8 protein-coding genes are annotated in these 19,678 nt (G+C 42.5%); all 8 read left to right on the top strand.

Annotated features, from left to right (window positions below; genetic code table 11):
* Positions 1-185 precede the first annotated feature (185 nt).
* The 8 genes from AB5443_RS11230 to AB5443_RS11195 all read left to right on the top strand — a co-directional run bounded on the left by AB5443_RS11230 (position 186) and on the right by AB5443_RS11195 (position 19,674).
* The gene (locus AB5443_RS11230) at positions 186-4,181 is read left to right on the top strand and encodes an ATP-binding protein (protein ID WP_283140075.1); all 3,996 of its coding nucleotides are present in this window, start codon (positions 186-188) and stop codon (positions 4,179-4,181) included.
* Between the two features lie 249 nt (positions 4,182-4,430).
* A complete protein-coding gene (locus AB5443_RS11225) occupies positions 4,431-6,395 on the top strand; it encodes a M60 family metallopeptidase (protein ID WP_022138431.1) in 1,965 nt (654 codons plus the stop codon).
* A gap of 42 nt (positions 6,396-6,437) precedes the next feature.
* Positions 6,438-7,868 (top strand): alpha-L-fucosidase, encoded by a 1,431-nt coding sequence (locus tag AB5443_RS11220; RefSeq protein ID WP_022138432.1) that lies wholly within the window; start codon positions 6,438-6,440, stop codon positions 7,866-7,868.
* Between the two features lie 19 nt (positions 7,869-7,887).
* The gene (locus AB5443_RS11215) at positions 7,888-9,996 is read left to right on the top strand and encodes a glycoside hydrolase family 2 protein (protein ID WP_368113412.1); all 2,109 of its coding nucleotides are present in this window, start codon (positions 7,888-7,890) and stop codon (positions 9,994-9,996) included.
* A 31-nt stretch (positions 9,997-10,027) separates the two neighbouring features.
* Positions 10,028-12,904: a SusC/RagA family TonB-linked outer membrane protein gene (locus tag AB5443_RS11210; RefSeq protein WP_368113413.1), complete on the top strand. Its 2,877-nt coding sequence runs from the start codon at positions 10,028-10,030 to the stop codon at positions 12,902-12,904.
* Positions 12,905-12,915: 11 nt separating this feature from the next.
* A complete protein-coding gene (locus AB5443_RS11205; protein ID WP_022138435.1) occupies positions 12,916-14,724 on the top strand; it encodes a RagB/SusD family nutrient uptake outer membrane protein in 1,809 nt (602 codons plus the stop codon).
* Between the two features lie 14 nt (positions 14,725-14,738).
* A complete protein-coding gene (locus AB5443_RS11200; protein WP_022138436.1) occupies positions 14,739-17,888 on the top strand; it encodes a TonB-dependent receptor in 3,150 nt (1,049 codons plus the stop codon).
* Between the two features lie 13 nt (positions 17,889-17,901).
* Positions 17,902-19,674, top strand: coding sequence for a RagB/SusD family nutrient uptake outer membrane protein (locus AB5443_RS11195; RefSeq protein ID WP_368113414.1), 1,773 nt, complete (start codon positions 17,902-17,904; stop codon positions 19,672-19,674).
* The last annotated feature ends 4 nt before the right edge of the window (positions 19,675-19,678 follow it).

Genomic DNA, 19,678 nt, shown 5'->3' with positions numbered 1-19,678 from the left:
AAATAGTAAGGTTACGGACTTACAAATAGCAGGCACTTATACTATCAACCAATTCATACCCGGCAGACAGCCGTTACGGGATTGATGAAGTATCTTAATCTTTTATTGTGTTTGGCTAAATGAGAGGTTTGATTATATCTGAAAAAGGAAAAGTTTTCGTTGCTGTTATTTTGAGCTTGCTGTGCATGACAATAGCCAGCGGAAAAGACTACTATTTTAAGCATCTGGGAGTCTCGGACGGGTTGTCTCAGGTTTGCATTCCTTCCATTTATCAGGATGAGTTAGGTGTGGTGTGGCTGGGCACAACGGAAGGGCTGAACAGATATAACGGCAAAGAAGTAAAAATATTCCGTCCCTCACATGATGGTCAAGGATTGACGAATAACGAAATCAATGAATTATGTGGAGATAAAAAAGGAAAGGTATATATCCGTTCCGGCAATGATTTGGTCAAGCTGGATATTTATAAAGAACAATTCACCTGTCTGCGGCAGAAAGATGTAAGAGGTATCTTCTGTGAAGGGGATACTCTTTGGGTCAGTTGTAGCACCGGTATTTACTATTATACAGATAATAATCCTGATTTGGTTTTCGTAACCCGGCTACAGGCCGGGGCAGGAGAATCCTTATATGTAGACAAGGACTCGATATGGGTCGTGACATCCAACCATTTGATTGTCGTTTCCCGTAAGAATCTTGCCAGGCAGGACGTGTTGTTTTCGTTCAGCAGAGGTAAATGTATTTCAGGAGATAGTAGCGGTAATATATGGGTAGGCACCTGGGATGGGGCATTCCGTATTTCCTCCACTTATGAGGTAACACATTATAGATGTGATTCAAAAGAAAATGGATTGTCGGATAACCAGGTCCGGTGCATATTGGAAGATAATTTTAAACGTATTTGGATAGGGACTTTCCGTGGTCTCGATTGTTATGATCCGGCAGTTGATGAATGGAGTCACTATACACGTTATGGGGATTCGTCAAATACACTGAGCCATCATTCGGTATTGTCCCTTCATAAAGACATGCAGGGCAATATTTGGATCGGCACTTATTATGGGGGAGTGAATGTCTTTAATCCTGATAAAATAAATAATCATTTCTATTATGCGGAGCCTTTACAGGAGGATTGCCTGAGTTTTCCGGTTGTCGGTAAAATGACAGAAGATAATAAAGGGAATTTGTGGATTTGCACAGAGGGAGGAGGTTTGAATTGTTATCATGCGGCAACGGGAAGCTTTGTCCGGTATCAGCATAATCCGGAAGATACGAAAAGTATAGGAAGCGATAATCTGAAATCAATATTCTATCGGAAAGAGAATGACCGGTTGTACGTGGGCACCCATTTGGGAGGATTGTTCATTTTGGACTTAGAGTCAAACAAAGGGCATACGCTTCATCATGTAAGGGGAAATCCGGCATCCTTGCCGCATGAGATTGTGAATGATATTCAAGAGTATAAGGGTGGGCTTGCTCTCTTGACACAGGGTGGTCCGGTTTTTATGGATCCGGTGACGGAGAAATTCTCTCCGCTTTCGGAGGATACCACTATCCAAAAGTTGGTGAGCCGGGAATATGCATATGAAACCTTTTTGATTGATAGCCGTCATCGTATGTGGCTTGCGTCGGCTAGTGGAGGGGTTATTTGTGTGCATTTGCCATCATCAAAGGTCACTCGTTACATATTGGATGCCAAAGATACTGCTGCAATAGGGAGATTTAAAGTTGTGCACATCTTTGAGGATAGTAGAGGAGATGTATATTTCTGTACGATAGGTTCGGGAATATTCAAATATCAGGAAAAAGAGCAAACTTTTAAATCATACAGTACTTTGAATCATAGCCTTCCGAGTGATTACTGTTATTATATATGTGAATCGGTTGAAGACCAAAGGCTCTATCTTTTACATGGAAAAGGGCTTTCTGTCTTTAGTCGGGAAAAAGAGACGGTGGAAGATACATATCATCTCTTCAACCAGACTTATAGTCAAGGCTCCGCTTTGTATCGTAGTGAGAAATCGGTTATTTTTATAGGTGGTACCAATGGGCTGGCCTTGTTTCAGGAACAATCCTTATATGAAACACCGGCCAGGAGTTTCCTGAATTTTGATAAGTTACTTATTTTTAATGAGGAAATCATTCCTAATGACAATACAGGCATTTTGTCTGATATACTGGCAAAGACATCGGATATATTTTTGAGCTACAAGCAAAATAACATAACAGTAGAATTTGCCACATTTGATTATAATAATGAGCAGAACCGTTTGTTTGAATATTGTCTGGAGGGTTTTGACAAGACGTGGACTCAAACTTCCGGAACCACAATAACTTATACAAATCTGCCGCCCGGAGATTATATACTTAGGGTTCATTCGCAAGATAACCCGAAGCCGGAGAGTGAGATTCGTCTGAATGTACATGTTTCCGCCCCATTTTATGCTACTATATGGGCCTATCTTTTCTATTTCTTTTGTTTGCTGGGAGTAATGGTCGCATTTATCCGTTTTAAGACACGGCAGGCTGCCTTGAAATCTTCTTTGGAATTTGAGCGGAAAGAAAAAGAACGGATAGAAGAACTGAATCAGATAAAATTGCGTTTCTTCACTAATATATCTCATGAATTCCGTACTCCATTGACACTTATCCTTGGTCAGATCGAGGTGTTGATGCAGATGGATTTAGGTACGACTATTTATAATCGTATTCTTCGTATATATAAAAATGCCTGGCATATGCGGAATCTGATATCAGAGTTACTCGACTTTCGTAAACAGGAACAAGGTTATTTGAAGCTTAAAGTTGAAGAGCAGAATCTGGTTACTTTCACCCGGCAGATTTATATGTGCTTTTATGAGTATGCACAGAAAAAAGAAATTACTTATCGTTTTGATAGCGTTGAAGAAACAATTTCTGTGTGGTTTGATTCAAAACAATTGCAGAAAGTAATATTTAATTTATTGTCAAATGCTTTTAAGTATACACCTGATAAAGGTAGTATAACAGTGGAGGTCAGAAAAATATCTTCTCAAGCGGTCGTGTCGGTGTGTGACACAGGAACCGGTATTCCCGCAGAACATATTTCGAAGATTTTTGAAAGATTCTATCAGACAGATAATTCATCTTCCTCTTTCACGTTGGGAACGGGGATAGGGCTGGCGTTAGCTAAAGGAATAATGAATATGCATCATGGGAAGATTGACGTGGAAAGTACTGTCGGGAAGGGTACTAAGTTCACCTTGTTCCTTCCTTTAGGAAATCGCCATTTTAGTGACGAGGAAATGGCTGCAACGGAAGGGAGGGAATCTGTGATTATTACAGAGACAGTTCCTGTACTTTCTTTAGGGCAAATAGTGGAAGCGGAAGATCAGGAAGAGAAGACGACTGCGCAAGAGAATATCAAGGATGAGGATAAGCCTGCCATTCTTTTGGTAGATGACAATGAAGAATTGTTATCTATGTTGGAAGATTTGTTTTTGCCAATATATAAGGTCTATACTGCGCGTAATGGGCGTGAAGGGTTGGAAATGGTGAGACAAATACAACCGGATTTGGTGATAAGTGATGTGATGATGCCTGAAATGTCCGGAAAAGAATTATGCTATAAGATTAAAACCAATGTGGAGCTTTCTCATATCTCTGTAATCTTATTAACGGCTCAGACCTCTGTCGAGTATGTGGTGGAGGGGTTGATGTTTGGTGCAGATGACTATGTGACGAAACCATTCAACGTCAAAGTATTGGTAGCCCGCTGTAATAATCTGATTAAAAACAAAAAACGCCTGATAGCACATTATGCAGGCAAGACCATTACAGAATCGCCGATGACGGAAGCCACCAATGAAAGAGACAAGGAATTATTGGCGAAATGTGTGAACATTATTAAAGAGAATTATGAGAATCCGGCTTTTGATGTCACCACCCTTGCTTCTGAACTCTGTATGGGGCGTAGCAAACTATATATGCAGTTCAAACAAATGACCGGACTGACCCCGAATGAGTTTATTTTAAAAGTAAAGCTGGATGAAGCAATGTCATTGCTGAATAATCATCCGGAACTAAATATTTCAGAGATTTCTATACGATTGGGATTTTCTTCTCCACGGTATTTCAGTAAATCTTTCAAGGCATTTTTTGGAGTCGCTCCACAAGTGGTAAGGAGTAAAAAAGGAGAATAGTGTACTGCATTTTACTATCAAATAGTGTGTAACTTCTACTAATATTGTCCAGGACGAATCATGTCAGGTTAGAAAAATAGGGTAAAATGTGACCAAATCTTCCATTTTAGGTACTCATTTTTTCCATGTGGATTCATACGCTTGCTTTTTGCAATATTTGTATTTATGGGTGTTGCATAGCTCCTGTACTTTTACAGCACTTTAATTTAGTTTTAGTACGTAAAATCAAAAAATTAATTGAACAAGAGTATGAAGAGCACAAAAAAAAGAGCGCCAATTGCCATCTGGTGTTTATTACTATCTTTCTTATGTTTATTTCTGAACGTAGGGTGCAGTGACGACAGTACAATAAATGAGATTCCGAATGATTGGATTTCTGATTTACCTGCCACTATCGAGTTTAATGTAGCAGGAGGTTCTAAGAAGATTCCGCTGAGTTGGAATGAAGCTGTTAATGCAGCGCATGTTGCATGTATACTTTCTGAAGAAAACAGACAGTGGTGTGATGTGAAATTAGAAAATAACACGTTGGCTGTATCTGTTTCTCCATCTGCTTTTGCCCGTTCGGCAGCTATTACATTAGTTTATGATAAAGATCATAAAAGTGTAGTGTATGTAAATCAGAAGAGTGATTTTAGCGAATATTTCACGGATGAATCTTGTTCGGAACTGAAAGCGGGTATCACTGATGCGGAAATAGACAATATTCCTCATGAGAAAATGCGTGAGTTGGCACGTGAGTTGAAAGCCGGCAGATATACTACAGAATTCCGCGTGGCTGAATATCGCCCTTATCAGCATCCTTCTATAATGGCTGCTAAGAATAAAACCGGAAAATATAGTTTGAGAGATAATCCTACCGGCATTTATGCGGAGAAGGATGAGGAACTCTATATCTATTTAGGTAATATGTATGAAGGGGCACAAATTTCTATCATCATCCAAGATTTGAATGGAGGGTATAATAACAGCCAGACCATTGCATTGAAAGAAGGTTTGAATAGAGTCGTTGCGCCTATTGGAGGACTGATTTATCTATTGAATAATGTAGAAGAAAATATACCTCTGTTATTAGAGACTGAGGACGCGAAAAAAGCGGCAGCTGCCAAAACTGTATCAGCACACTTTGTTTTCGGAAAAGTGAATGGTTATTTTGATATTCGGAAACATAAGACACAAGAAAAGTGGGTAGAGATTTTGATGAATGCTCCTTATCAGGACATTGATGTTTTGGGTGATTATTCGCATATCACTTGGAATGTGGAACAATTCAAGGGAAATAATGTACAGAGCAATCAAGGTCATATTACGGAGATTCTTAGAACTATAGAAAATTGTGACAGGCTGGTGTATTTGGAGCAAGAGTTTTTAGGACTCGTGAAATATAACAAGATGTTCAATAACCGAATGCATTTTTGCCTGGATTACACAGCAAAAAGTCCGAATGCAACAGATTATCGTACCGTATATAGCGCGGGCACATCTTATGCGGAGATCTTCTGTAATCCGGATATGTTTCCAAAACGTCTTTGGGGAACGGCTCATGAAGTAGGGCACGTAAATCAGACGCGTCCGGGACTAAAATGGGCAGGTATGACTGAGGTTACCAATAACTTGACGGCCTTATATGTTCAAACTTTATTTGGAGAAACATGCAAATTGCAAGGCAAAGGTGACGCAAGTGTGGGTAATCCGAATACAGAAGACGGTGGTAAGTTGTTTGATGCAAGCGAATTTGATAAAACAAAAATGAATCTCTATGAGGTAAGCACAAAATATATTATCGAAGGTGGGCGGGCACACTGCCTTCCTAATATTAAGGATATAATTCGTGAGACTCAGTTAGTTCCTTTGTGGCAACTCAAACTTTATTTTGTAGATGCTTTGGGACAAGAAGACTTCTATCATGACTTATACGAATATTACCGGAATAACCCGAGTCCGAGTGACGAGGGCAAAAATGCAGGCTTGGATCAATTGGACTTTGTGCGTCAGGTATGTCGCATATCCGGTTATAATATGCTTGATTTCTTTGAGAAATGGGGATTCCTGACAGTAGTGAATACTACATTGGATGATTATGGAAGTAAGATTTTCATTATTACTAAAAATCAAGTAGATGCATTGAAGGAAGAAATTAATTCTGCCGGTTATAAGACGCCAGCTCCCAATGTACATGAAATTACCGATGAAACTTGGGAAGATTTTAAATAACTACATACTTCTGACTTTATTCATTATAATACAATTAGTTACATGAGAAACAAATTAATAACACTACTTTTACTATTAGCTACTATTAGTTCTGTAACCTTCGCTCAGGGGGCTAAAGAAGAAATTCCTTTAAAGTATGGCGCTACGAACGTAGGCAAACGACAAGATCCTGCCATGCAGAAATTCCGCGATAACCGTTTGGGAGCTTTTATCCATTGGGGACTGTATGCCATACCTGGTGGTGAATGGAACGGCAAAGTATATGGCGGCGCAGCCGAATGGCTCAAAAGTTGGGCAAAAGTACCTTCGTCTGAATGGTTGCAACTGATGGATCAGTGGAATCCCACTAAGTTCGATGCGAAGAAATGGGCTAAGATGGCGAAAGATATGGGAGTGAAGTACGTGAAGATTACGACGAAACATCACGAAGGTTTCTGCTTATGGCCGAGTAAATATACTAAATATACGGTAGCGAATACTCCTTATAAGAAAGACGTATTGGGAGAAATGGTAAAAGCCTACAATGACGAAGGCATTGACGTGCACTTCTATTTCTCCGTGATGGACTGGAGTCACCCTGACTATCGTTACAGTATCAAATCTGAAGAGGACAGCATTGCCTTCAGCCGCTTTCTTGAGTTTACAGACAATCAGTTGAAAGAACTGGCTACCCGCTACCCTACAGTAAAAGATTTTTGGTTTGACGGTACGTGGGATGCCAGCATCAAAAAGAATGGTTGGTGGACTGCCCATGCTGAGCAGATGTTGAAAGAGATGCTTCCGGGAGTCACTATCAACAGCCGTCTTCGTGCCGACGACAAAGGGAAACGTCATTTCGACAGCAACGGGCGCTTGATGGGAGACTATGAATCCGGTTACGAACGCCGCCTGCCCGACCCGGTGAAAGACCTTAAAGTGACACAATGGGATTGGGAAGCCTGCATGACTATTCCCGAAAACCAATGGGGCTACCACAAAGACTGGTCGTTGAGTTATGTAAAAACTCCAATTGAGGTGATTGACCGCATTGTTCATGCTGTCTCTATGGGCGGCAACATGGTTGTAAACTTCGGCCCTCAGGCAGATGGGGATTTCCGCCCGGAAGAAAAAACATTGGCTGCCGCTATCGGCAAATGGATGAATCGTTACGGGAAATCTGTCTATGCCTGTGATTATGCCGGATTCGACAAACAGGACTGGGGTTATTACACGCGTGGTAAAAACGGCGAAGTGTATATGATAGTATTCAACCAACCTTATAGCGAACGCTTGATTGTAAAGACTCCGAAAGGGATTTCGGTTGAAAAGGCAACTTTGCTTGCTTCCGGTGAGGACGTAAAAGTAGTAGAAACAGCGCGTAACGAATATAATGTATCTGTCCCCAAGAAGAATCCGGGGGAACCTTATGTCATCCAGCTTAAAGTCCGTGCTGCTAAAGGAACAAAAGGTGTTTACCGGGATGCTTTAACATAAATCACAAGAGGGTTATAATATGAAATTTAAATTTGTATTCATTTTATTAGCACTACTCGGGCAATTCTTCTCTCTCACTGCCCGTGAAGTGACCTCTTTCAATGAAGGCTGGTTGTTCAAACGCGGGCCTTTTTCGGAAGACCCTGTGAAAGTCGCCGCCCAATGGAATGGCAAATGGGAAACCGTCACTCTTCCTCATACTTGGAATGCCAAAGATATGCAGGTAAAAGCTGCTTCTTTTTATGAAGGAGTGGGCTATTACAGAAAGAAACAATTTTTTGGTGAGGAGTTGAAAGGGAAACGTGTTTTTCTTCGGTTTGAAGGTGTGGGCGCCAACACGGAGATTTATGTGAACGGTAAACTCGTCGGAACGCACAAAGGGGGATATAGCGCTTTTGCTTTTGAAATCGGCACTGCCCTTAAGTTGGGCGCAGAAAATGAAATCATGGTAAAGGCTGATAATACTGCACGTCCGGATGTAATACCTGTTAACCATAACCTTTTCGGTGTGTATGGCGGTATTTATCGTCCGGTATGGCTACTTATTACTGAGCAAAATAATATCACAGTTACCGATTGTGCTTCTCCAGGAGTATATATTACTCAGAAGAATGTATCAAAACGCTCTGCGGATATTACTGTAAAAGTGAAGTTGGATAATGGTAGCCTTACTCCTGCCAGCCTAGTGCTTGAGAATACTATTTTTACTCAAGAAGGCAAGAAAGTGGCTTCCCATCGTCTTCCTTTGGAACTTACCCCTCAGGGAACGCAGGCTTATGTTTCCACATTCAAATTGAACAAGCCTCATCTTTGGCAGGGGCGTAAAGACCCCTATCTGTATAAAGTAGTTTCACAGCTGATATCAGATGGCAAAGTCATTGATGAAGTTATCCAGCCCTTAGGCGTCCGTAAGTTTGAGATTGTGGCAGGTAAAGGCTTTTATTTGAATGGTGAGCAATATCCGATGTATGGAGTCACCCGCCATCAGGATTGGTGGGGACTGGGAAGTGCTCTCACCAATAAAGAACATGATTTCGACTTGGCGCAGATTATGGATATTGGTGCGACCACTGTTCGTTTTGCCCATTATCAGCAGTCGGACTATCTCTATTCCCGTTGTGATTCTTTGGGATTGGTTATCTGGGCTGAAATACCTTTTGTGAATCGTGTGACTGGATACGAAGCGGAAAATGCTCAGTCGCAACTTCGCGAGTTGATCCGCCAGAGCTTCAATCACCCTTCCATTTATGTGTGGGGATTGCATAATGAAGTCTATCAGCCTCACGAATACACAGCCGGGCTGACACAGGCACTTCATGATCTGGCTAAGACAGAAGACCCTGACCGCTATACGGTAGCTGTTAACGGTTTCGGTCACGCTGAACATGCAGTCAACCAGAATGCTGATATTCAGGGAATGAACCGCTATTTCGGTTGGTATGAGAAGAAGATACAGGATATTGAACCTTGGGTGAAAGGCTTGGAAGAGAAATATCCGTGGCAGAAGTTGATGCTGACGGAATATGGCGCAGATGCCAATCTGGAACATCAGACAGAATATCTGGGCGATGCCCTCAACTGGGGAAAACCTTTTTATCCAGAAACTTTCCAGACGAAAACGCACGAATACCAATGGAGCGTAATCTCGAAACATCCTTATATCATCGCCTCTTACCTTTGGAATATGTTCGACTTTGGCGTACCGATGTGGAGTCGTGGCGGTGTTCCTGCCCGTAACTTGAAAGGCTTGATGACTTTCGACCGTAAAATCAAGAAAGACTCTTATTACTGGTACAAGGCCAATTGGAGTAAAGAACCTGTATTGTATCTGACTCAACGTCGCAACACCAATCGCGAACGTAAAGAGACTTCTGTAACAGTTTACTCTAATATCGATGTTCCGACAGTCTATCTTAACGGTAAAGAGTTGACGGGTATTCGCAATGGCTATACCGATGTACACTACGTACTGGATAATGTGACATTGGAAGAAGGCAAGAATGTTATCAAGACCGTCGCAACACATCATGGAAAAGAATACACAGATGAAATTGAATGGAACTATACCGGTGAAAAGAAGCGCAATGCCGACTCGCGTGAAAACAGGAAAGAGCATGCAGGCTGGTAATATTTTGAAACTCTTAATATAATTAATACATATGAAAAGACTATTGAAACAAGGAAACACTTCAAAGCGCAGGCATTGCCTGCTTGCACTTGGTTTGTTGTGTGCTGCCAACTTTGTTGTCGCACAGGAACAGGCGGGGAGTAAAAAAGACGTTCCTTTGAAGCAACGTACTGAGACAAAGAATGTGCTAATGGGAAGTCAGGACGCTGAAGTATCGGTTCAGGCTGTCTCCACAGCATCGGGCGACAGGCTGCAACATCGTCCCGTGTTTAACATGGAATCCACGTTAGATGGGGTATTGCCGGGATTGTATATCAGTACATCACAAGGATATCCTACAGAAAACCGTTCCTTTCGTTTGAGAGGAAATACGCCGATTATATTGGTAGACGGCGTGCCACGTTCGGATGCTAATATTCCGGTGAGCCAGATTGAGTCTGTGTCAGTCATTAAAGATGGACTGGGACTGTCTATGTTGGGGATGTCGAGCGGGAACGGGGTAGTGTATATCAAAACCAAACGAGGTGGAAGAACTTCTTTGAAAATCGGATTTACAGCACAACTCGCATTCAATCAGCAGATTTTCCGGCCGGAGTTTTTGAATGCTTACCAATATGCCGGATTATTGAACGAAGCGTTGCTAAATGACGGAAAGTCTCCGATGTATTCGCAAACGGATTTGGAACTTTACCGCACCGGTGCAAGCCCTTATACACATCCCGATGTGGATTGGCAGGATCAATTGTTGCGTAACTCGGCTCCTATCCAACAATATAATCTGAATATGTCGGGTGGCGGTAAAGTGGCGAGATACTTTATTGATCTGAATGTGTACAATCAGGACGGATTCCTGAAACAGGATAATTCGTTGAATAGTTATAATACACGTGAGAGTGTGAAGAAGTACTCATTACGTACGAATACAGACATCAATATTACCGACCACACACTTTTCAAGGTGAATGTATTTGGTCAGATGTACCGTGAGACTACACCGGGGAAAATGATTATGTCTAGTATTTATAGAGACATGTATGCTACGCCGAACAATGCTTATCCAGTGTTTAACCCTAACGGAACATTGGGTGGTAGTCCTATTCATCAGACTAATAACCTGTATGGACAAACAACGATGTCCGGTTATTATCTCTATCCACAGACTGATTTCAACATTGATGCTACCCTCGAACATCGTTTTCAAGGCGCTTTGAAGGGATTGTATGCAAGTGCCACTTATTCTTACAATTCTTCTTATCGTGAATCCTTGAATCGGAGCAAGAATCTGGAAGTCTGGTCTTATTGGAAAGACCCCACCGATCCTAATTCGGCAGAAGTGTACAATCAGATGGCATCGGCAGGCAGCCAGGAAAACAAGACAGAATATAGTCGCCTGAATCGTATGCAATATCTGGATTTTGCCATAGGTTATGATTTCAACATCAAGAAGAATAATTTTCGGACAAAGATATTGTATACATACAATGATTATACATCAAGCGTAAAGAACATTCCGTTACGTAAGAACTCCGTAGGTTTCCGGGCAGAATATGATTATGACAAACGCTATATGGCGGAGTTTGCCCTTGCCGGCATGAATCTCAATACGCTTAAGCCGGGAGATCAATGGGGAATCTTCCCTTCAGTGGGCGCAGGTTGGAATATACATAAAGAGGAATGGTTCAATATTCCTGCTATCAATATGATGAAGCTGCGAGCTACTTTTGGAATGAATGGTAACGATGGAACGGGAGCTTATTATAGAAGCAGCAGTGCGACGTTGACCGATTATTATTACACTTATCTGAAATACTACAAATCGGAAGATAAAAATAAGATATATTGGGGCGATAAAGTGACCGAACAACGCACCCTGCTGGAAGCTAATATGCCTTATCTGAGCAAATGGGAAAAGATAACCCGTTGGAATGTCGGTCTTGATTTGCAGGCTTTCAATAGAAGTCTGAGCGCGACAGTAGAATTTTTCCATAATACTTATTCCGATGTTTTGCAGAAGTCGGTAGGCAAAGATGCCAATCACTTGATTGGTTTGGATATTCCTAAAGAACATCTGGGTAAATACAGAAGAAGCGGTATCGAACTGGATGTGACTTACAACAAGAGGTTCGGTGATGTATCATTTGTAGCCAATGCCAATGCTTTGTTCTATAAGAGCAAATTGTTGGCTAATGGAGAAAATGCTTATCCGGAATCGTATATGCAACGTGTCGGTGAAAAGTACAGTCAGATTTTCGGTTATGTGGCAGACGGTCTTTTCCAGAGCCAGAAAGAAGTGAACGATTATTTAGCTACTACTACGGTGGAAGGTTACAAACCACAACCCGGTGATATCAAATACCGTGACCTGAATGGTGACCACTTGATTGACGGTAGAGATGTCAAAGCTATCGGAAACAATGCACCGTTGATTGAATACGGAGTTTATTTAGCTGCCGAATGGAAGGGGCTTGCCTTCAGTATGCAATGGTCGGGATTGGGTAATTCGCAGACTACTACCAAGATGATGCCGTTTACATTTAATGCTCAAAGTGGCTACGGGCAAGCATTGGTAGAGCATCTCGACCGTTGGACGCCGGACAACCCGAATGCAAGATACCCCAAAGTATCTGCCGGAAGCAACAGCTACAACGAGAGGACTTCTACTTTCTGGTTGCAGAATTCAAGTTATCTGCGCCTGAAGAATGTAGAACTGTCTTATACGCTGCCAAAGGTGTGGACTTCCCGCATTCATCTGGATGGTGTCAAGTTCTTTGTCAATGGATACAATCTTGTCACAATCAGCGGAATCAAAGACCGTGACCCGGAAATACTCAACTTTTTAGATGGGACAACCAAAGCGTATGTTCCCAATTCAAAAGCTTATAATTTCGGTATTAACATTCAATTCTAAATTAGAGAAACATGAAAAGATTCATATATAAAACGATTCAGGTAGCATGTGTCACAGGATTGTTGGCAGTGAGCGCATGTAATACATTCGAGTCCGAACCATTGGAATGGAATCAAGAAGCGAATGTGGTGAATCCGAAAGATTCGACAGCGCTCTATATGAAGCAGCTGCATCAAGCCATTTATTTATCGTTGCCCGGTCTGCATACCCGTTTGAGTAATTCTTACCTCGATGCGGCTACGGATGACGGTGTGCCTACCCGCGATAAGGGAGGAAACGGCAGTTTGGAGAACTATCGTAACGGTAATTTGTCACCGGAGAATATTGCCAGTCTTGATGGCGAAGCATGGAAGAATTTCTATATAGGTATCCGTAGGGCAAATCTCTTTCTGGAAAAAATAGAAGGTTATCCTACTTCTTCACAGTTATCCGCGAAAGATATAAAAGCGATGAAAGCGGAAGCCAGATTGCTGAGAGCTTATTTTTATTTTGAATTGGTGAAAAGATGGGGAGGCGTACCCTTATTGGGCGATAAGGTGTTCAATTATGATGAAGACTGGAATATTGCCCGTAGTAGCTTAGCCGAATGCGCCAGCTATATTCTGGATGAAATCAGTGAAGAAAATCCGGCATCTTGTTATAACGACTTGTTTGATGCCATGTCTGTTCCGTCCACTACACAGACAGCTCTGGTGGGTCGCGTCAACAAAGGAGTGGCGAAAGCACTGGTTTCCCGTCTGAAACTTTATCTGGCAAGTGACCTTTATAGAGAGAAGATGATAGAAGAAGGTGTACCGGCAAATGAACTGGTGACCTGGCAGGATGCAGCAGATGCCGCGAAGGCGGTTATGAATCTGGGGGTATATGATTTGCATTATACTGCCCAAAAAGGAGAAGAAGATAAGACGGATCCCACGCCGGGATTATTGGCTCTCTTTGGAGACAACAATGTGTTTCCCAACAAAGAAACAATCATGATAAAAGAAGCCACCGGTAATACTACACTGGAGTCGGACAACAGTCCGTGCGGTTATCAGAAAAACAAGTGCAAAGGGCTGACCAGCCCGAGCCAGAATCTGGTAGATGCTTTCCTGATGCTGGACGGGAAAAGAATTGATGACCCGACCGGAAAATATACATATAACAATCAGAACCCTTATGCGAACAGAGACCCGAGGTTGACATATACAGTTTTCTATAATGGCGCTACCTGGTTGAAGAGAGCGGTAGAAACGTTTAATGGCGGACTCGACCGTTCCAATGTTCCTAATCTGATAACCACCCAAACCGGTTATTACTTGAGAAAATTCTTGGGATTGAATGAGACTAAAGCAGATAATTCCGGCTTCAATGGAGCCTATCATCATTATCAGATTATCCGTTATGCTGAAATCCTGCTGAACTATGCGGAAGCATTGAATGAAGCGGATACGGATGCAAACAAAGCTGATATTGAAGATTGTATCATTAAATTGCGCAAAAGAGCGGGTATTGAGGCCGGCGATGATGAACGCTACGGGCTGCCTGCCACTTACACACAGGAAGAAATGCGCGATATTATCCGTAACGAGCGAAGAATCGAACTGGCATTTGAAGAACATCGTTTTTGGGATATCCGCCGTTGGAAGATTGCGGAAGACGTAATGAATGAACCTGTGGAAGGTGTTGAGATAATGAGACAGGCTGACGGTTCATTCGACTATAACTATGTAAATGTACGCACCTCTACTTTTGATGAGAGGATGTATTGGTATCCTATACCGAGAGGTGAGATGAACGGAAATACGAAATTAACCCAGAATCCCGGATGGAACTATTAAAAACACAGAATTTTATGAAACGAATAATCATCCTATTATTGGCGCTCATGCCACTTGCCGTATGGGCACAAGTGATCGTCAAAGGTACTGTTAAAGACGACCTTGGCGAAGTATTGGTCGGAGCAACTATTCTGGAAGTGAATAATCCGGGCAACGGAACAATCACCGACATTGATGGTAAGTTCTCCATTAAACTGAAATCATCCAAAGCAAAGATTAAAGTCAGCTATATCGGCTATGCTTCACAGACGGTGACAGCTACGAATGGTATGGTCATCTCGATGGAGGCGGACGGAAATATGCTTCAGGAAGTAGAAATCGTGCAGCAAGGGTTCGGTACGAAGTCCCGGCTTTCAAACGTGGCGTCTATCAGCCAGGTGAATGGTATGACCTTAAGGCAATCGCCCACTTCCACTGTGCAGAATGCACTTGCCGGACGTTTACCGGGACTTTTCCAGTTGCAGGGAAGCGGACAGCCGGGTAAAGATGCTGCAGATATCTTTATACGCGGTATATCCACTTATGCAGATGTCAGTACTTCGCCGCTGGTATTGATTGACGACGTAGAATCGGACATCGAAACCCTTTCCCAACTTTCGCCGAACGACATTCAGGATATCAGTGTGCTGAAAGATGCAGGTAGTACCTCTATCTTCGGTCTGAAAGGAGCCAATGGCGTTATTCTGGTTACTACCCGTCGTGGCTCGGAAGGCAAACCGAAGATTACATTCAGAGCTGATGTCGGTTTTCAGCAACCTACTTATGAAAATACATTCCTTAATTCATATGAAAGTTTGAAACTGATAAAGGAGATGTATATGAATGCGGAAAATACCGCTGCATTGGAAAAGAACCAGGATCTTCTTAGTGATGAAGCATTGGAGCATTTCCGTACCGGCGATTCTCCTTATCTCTACCCGAATGTGGACTGGTACGACCTTATGTATAAGAAAGCTGCTATGATGCAACAGTATAATGTAGACATACAGGGGGGTACTGACAAGGTGAAATATTTTGTGGCTATCGGTTATACGAATCAGACAGGTTTGCTCAAAGAAGTGGAGAAGACTGAGGATTTTAATAATGATTACTACCTGAAACGGTACAATATCCGTTCTAATTTTGATATACAGATTACCAAGGACTTTCTGTTCAGGATCAATGCCAATGCTATTTTGTCTGAGTTGAATGAACCTCATTTACCGTCAGTGGGGCAGAGTGGTACTTATAGTATTTTCACCCGTTTGCTTGGCGGACACTTCACCCCTTGGAACTATCCGGCATACAATCCGGACGGAACGTATGGCATGAAGGTAGGTCAGGCGATGAATCCTCTGGCATTGATGTCTCAAGGTGGTTATAAACGTGAATGGAAGAACAATGTGAATGGTAATATCACGTTGGAACATAAATTGGACTTTATCACTAAAGGATTGAAAGTGAGAGGTGTAATGGCACTTACCAACCGTTGGGGAACCAAGAGGGAACTTAAGAGAGGTGATGGAGACTATCTGGCATTCTATCATGATGCCGAATCGGATTCTTATCGACCGATCAATGACGACTTGTATGTATTGCGTCCTATGGGTGTGAAAGAAACGACTTCCAAACCGTATGTACAAATCAATACCCGTATAGACTTGTCGTATAGCAGACGTTTTGGCGGACATAATATAGGTGCTTTATTGCTAGGCAACTGGTATTCCAATCGCGCAGGCTCTGATACGCCGAGCAACTCGATGAGTTATTCTGCTCGTGCCAGCTATGATTACAATTCCAGATATTTGCTTGAGCTTAGTGGGGCATACAATGGATCGGACCGTTTCTCAAAGGCCAACCGTTTCGACTTCTTCCCTTCAGTTTCTATCGGATGGAATGTGGCGGAAGAACCGTACGCAAAGAATTTCCTTAACGGACTCCAGGTAAACTTGCTGAAATTGAGAGGTTCCTATGGTCTTTCAGGAGCTGATGCCGTAGTAGGTGGTGTATATACATACCTTGAAAGTTACAAGAAAGAATATGACTATCCTTTCGGGGAGAATCAGCGTTCAACAAGTAAAATTCCCGCTTATTTCCTTGATAAGATTGCTAATGAGGATGTACGTTGGGAAGTGGAAAAGAAATTGAATCTTGGTATTGATTTGAGAATGTTCGACAGCCGTCTATCTGCAACATTTGAATATTTCTATAACCGACGGAATGATATCTTGTCGAAGCCGGAATCTGTTCCTCTCTATGCCGGATATAAGTCGGGTGTACTGCCTTATATGAATATCGGACGCACGGAAAATAAAGGTTGGGATGCGGAACTGACTTGGAGAGACAAGATTGGAAAAGATTTCAGTTATTTTTTCCGTGGTATCGTATCGCATGCAAAAAACAAGATTCTGGAAATGGGGGAAGCTCCCAGTCCGTATAAACTGAGCATGAGTACAGGTAGGGCTATCGGTACAAAATTCGGTTATGTGGCGGATGGTTTCTATAATACACAAGAAGAAATAGATAACGGGCCGTATGACAAACTCAGAACATTGCGTCCGGGTGACCTTCGCTACAAAGATATCAGTGGTCCGGACGGAGTAGCCGACGGAATCATAGACCAATATGATAAGGTGGCTATTGGTAATTCCCGCCCTGATTTCAACTATGGTCTGACAGTGGGATTTTCTTATAAGAACTTTGATGTAAGTGCGTTATTCCAAGGAGCGACGGGAGCTTCATTGAGCATTGAGAAAGTGTTACATATCGGTAGTGGTGACGGACGTCCGCGTCCGTTGCACCTGAATAGATGGACACAGTTTGATGAAAGCGGCAATAAAGTGACGGATCCGGCACAATTGATCGAAATGAATAAGAATGCCGCTTTCCCTATTTTGTGGGAGCAAAATGGTAATAACTCGGAATTGTCTACATTCTGGTTGCGTTCCGCTAACTACATCCGTTGGAAAAACCTGGAGGTAGGATACAGGCTACCGGACGCATGGGTGAAGAAAGTGGGACTGAATTCAGTTCGTTTCTACGGCTCTGCACAGAATTTGATGACATGGTCGGCATTAGGTGATTATCAAGTAGACCCGGAAAGCAGCCGTGTAAGTTCGGGCAACCCGATGGATACTTATCCGCAGCAGCGCGTATATAATATTGGATGTCAAATTGCTTTTTAAATAAACGATTATAATGAAGAAGATAATAATAATCTTTTTGGCTATGTGCTGCGTAGTGGCGGCATGTACCGAAACTTCAGAGGGATTCTTGGATAGTAAAGGAAAGGAAACGGATGATCTTGAGGCTGTCTTTGCGGACAGTATGAAAGTGATGGGTTTCCATGCCGCTTTGTTCTGGCAGCTGGGGCGTGTCACAATGTCTCCGCATGGTGTGGCTAGTACTTTGACAAATTATAAAGATTACGAAGCGGGAACGGACAACAGTCGTTACTGTGCATACTTTAAGGTGACTGAGTTTACGCCTGCTTATACGAAAGGCGATTTCAGTCAAGGAGGAACAAATGCCGGTTTCACTGATTTCAAGACAGGTTGGCTGGAGATGTATCAGACAATTTATCGTTGTAATTCCTTCCTTCAGAATTATAAGAAAGCGCCTTTGACGGATGCTACAAAAGAAAAACTGGCTTACGAGGCTCGTTTTATCCGTGCATTCTTCTATTTTCACTTGATGCGCCAGTATGGTGGAGTGGTGTTGGTATACGATGAAGTAATCGATCCATTTGAACCGACTCTTTTACCTCGTTCTACATTTGAAGAATGTGTCAACTATGTAGCACAGGAGTTGAGGACCGTAGCGGATGCATTACCTTTGGAACAGTCAGGCGCTGACTATGGCCGTCCTACCAAGGCTGCCGCTTTGGGTGTATTGACCGAATTGTATACATTGGCTGCCAGCCCATTATACAATGGCGGCAATATCGGAAGCGGAGATAATCGTTTGCTGGTAGGCTATGATGACTATGACAAGAACAGATGGCAGAATGTGGTGACTGCGGCCAGAGATCTGATGAACTTGGGAACTCATGAGTTGATGGTGGATAATACGACTCGCCCCGGATACGGTTTTTATCAAGCTACAACGAAGCGTGTGAACAGTGAACGGGTATGGTTTTGGTTAACGGTGTATACCACTTGTTATCCCTCTAGTGCGCTTTTGCCGAAAAGTGCCAAAGGAGGAGGACAGATTCAGCCTTATCATGAATTGGTGGAAGCCTTTCCGATGATTGACGGTACGCCGATTGATAAGGAAAGCAAAGCATACAAGGAGAATCCGTATAAAGACCGTGATCCCCGTCTGGATTATACGGTTATCTATAACGGGGCTAAATGGGTGAAGAAAAAACAAGGAGAACCGGAGGTAGTATATACCTACAAAGGAGCCGAACAAGATGGATATGGTGTGAGCGGCGGTACGGCTACCGGTTATTTCTTCAGGAAATGTTGTGATGAATCGAAACTGGGAGGTGATAGTGATTATGGTGACGGTACAGGTTTGTCGTTCATTCGTTATGCTGATATCATGTTACTGTATGCTGAGGCTTTGACTGAGCTGGATGTGGATAGGAATCGGGATGAAATAGAGAAGCAGTTGTTTGAACTCCGCAACCGGGCAGGCATTCAACCGGGAACTAATAAGAGATATGGTGTACCGGAAAATATGGATAAAGACGAAATGATTGATTTCATCATCAACGAAAGACGTATTGAGTTTGCTAATGAGTGTGGCAACCGTTTTTGGGATTTGAAACGTCGTAAATTGTACGAGAAACTAAATGGTGTATGGACCAATGCGGCAGTCTGGGAAAAGATGCCGGACGGTACTTTCACATGGAGCCTGATGCCTATTGAACAACACTTCTTCTCTCAGAAGATGTACTTTAGTGCTATTCCGCAAGATGAAATCAATGCTTCTCACGGAATGATAATTCAAAATCCGGGTTGGTAATCAT

The organism is Bacteroides sp. RTP21281st1_H5_RTP21281_210402 (genome assembly GCF_040918965.1).
Taxonomy (GTDB): Bacteria; Bacteroidota; Bacteroidia; order Bacteroidales; family Bacteroidaceae; genus Bacteroides; species Bacteroides congonensis.
This window is presented reverse-complemented; position numbering and strand designations above follow the sequence as displayed.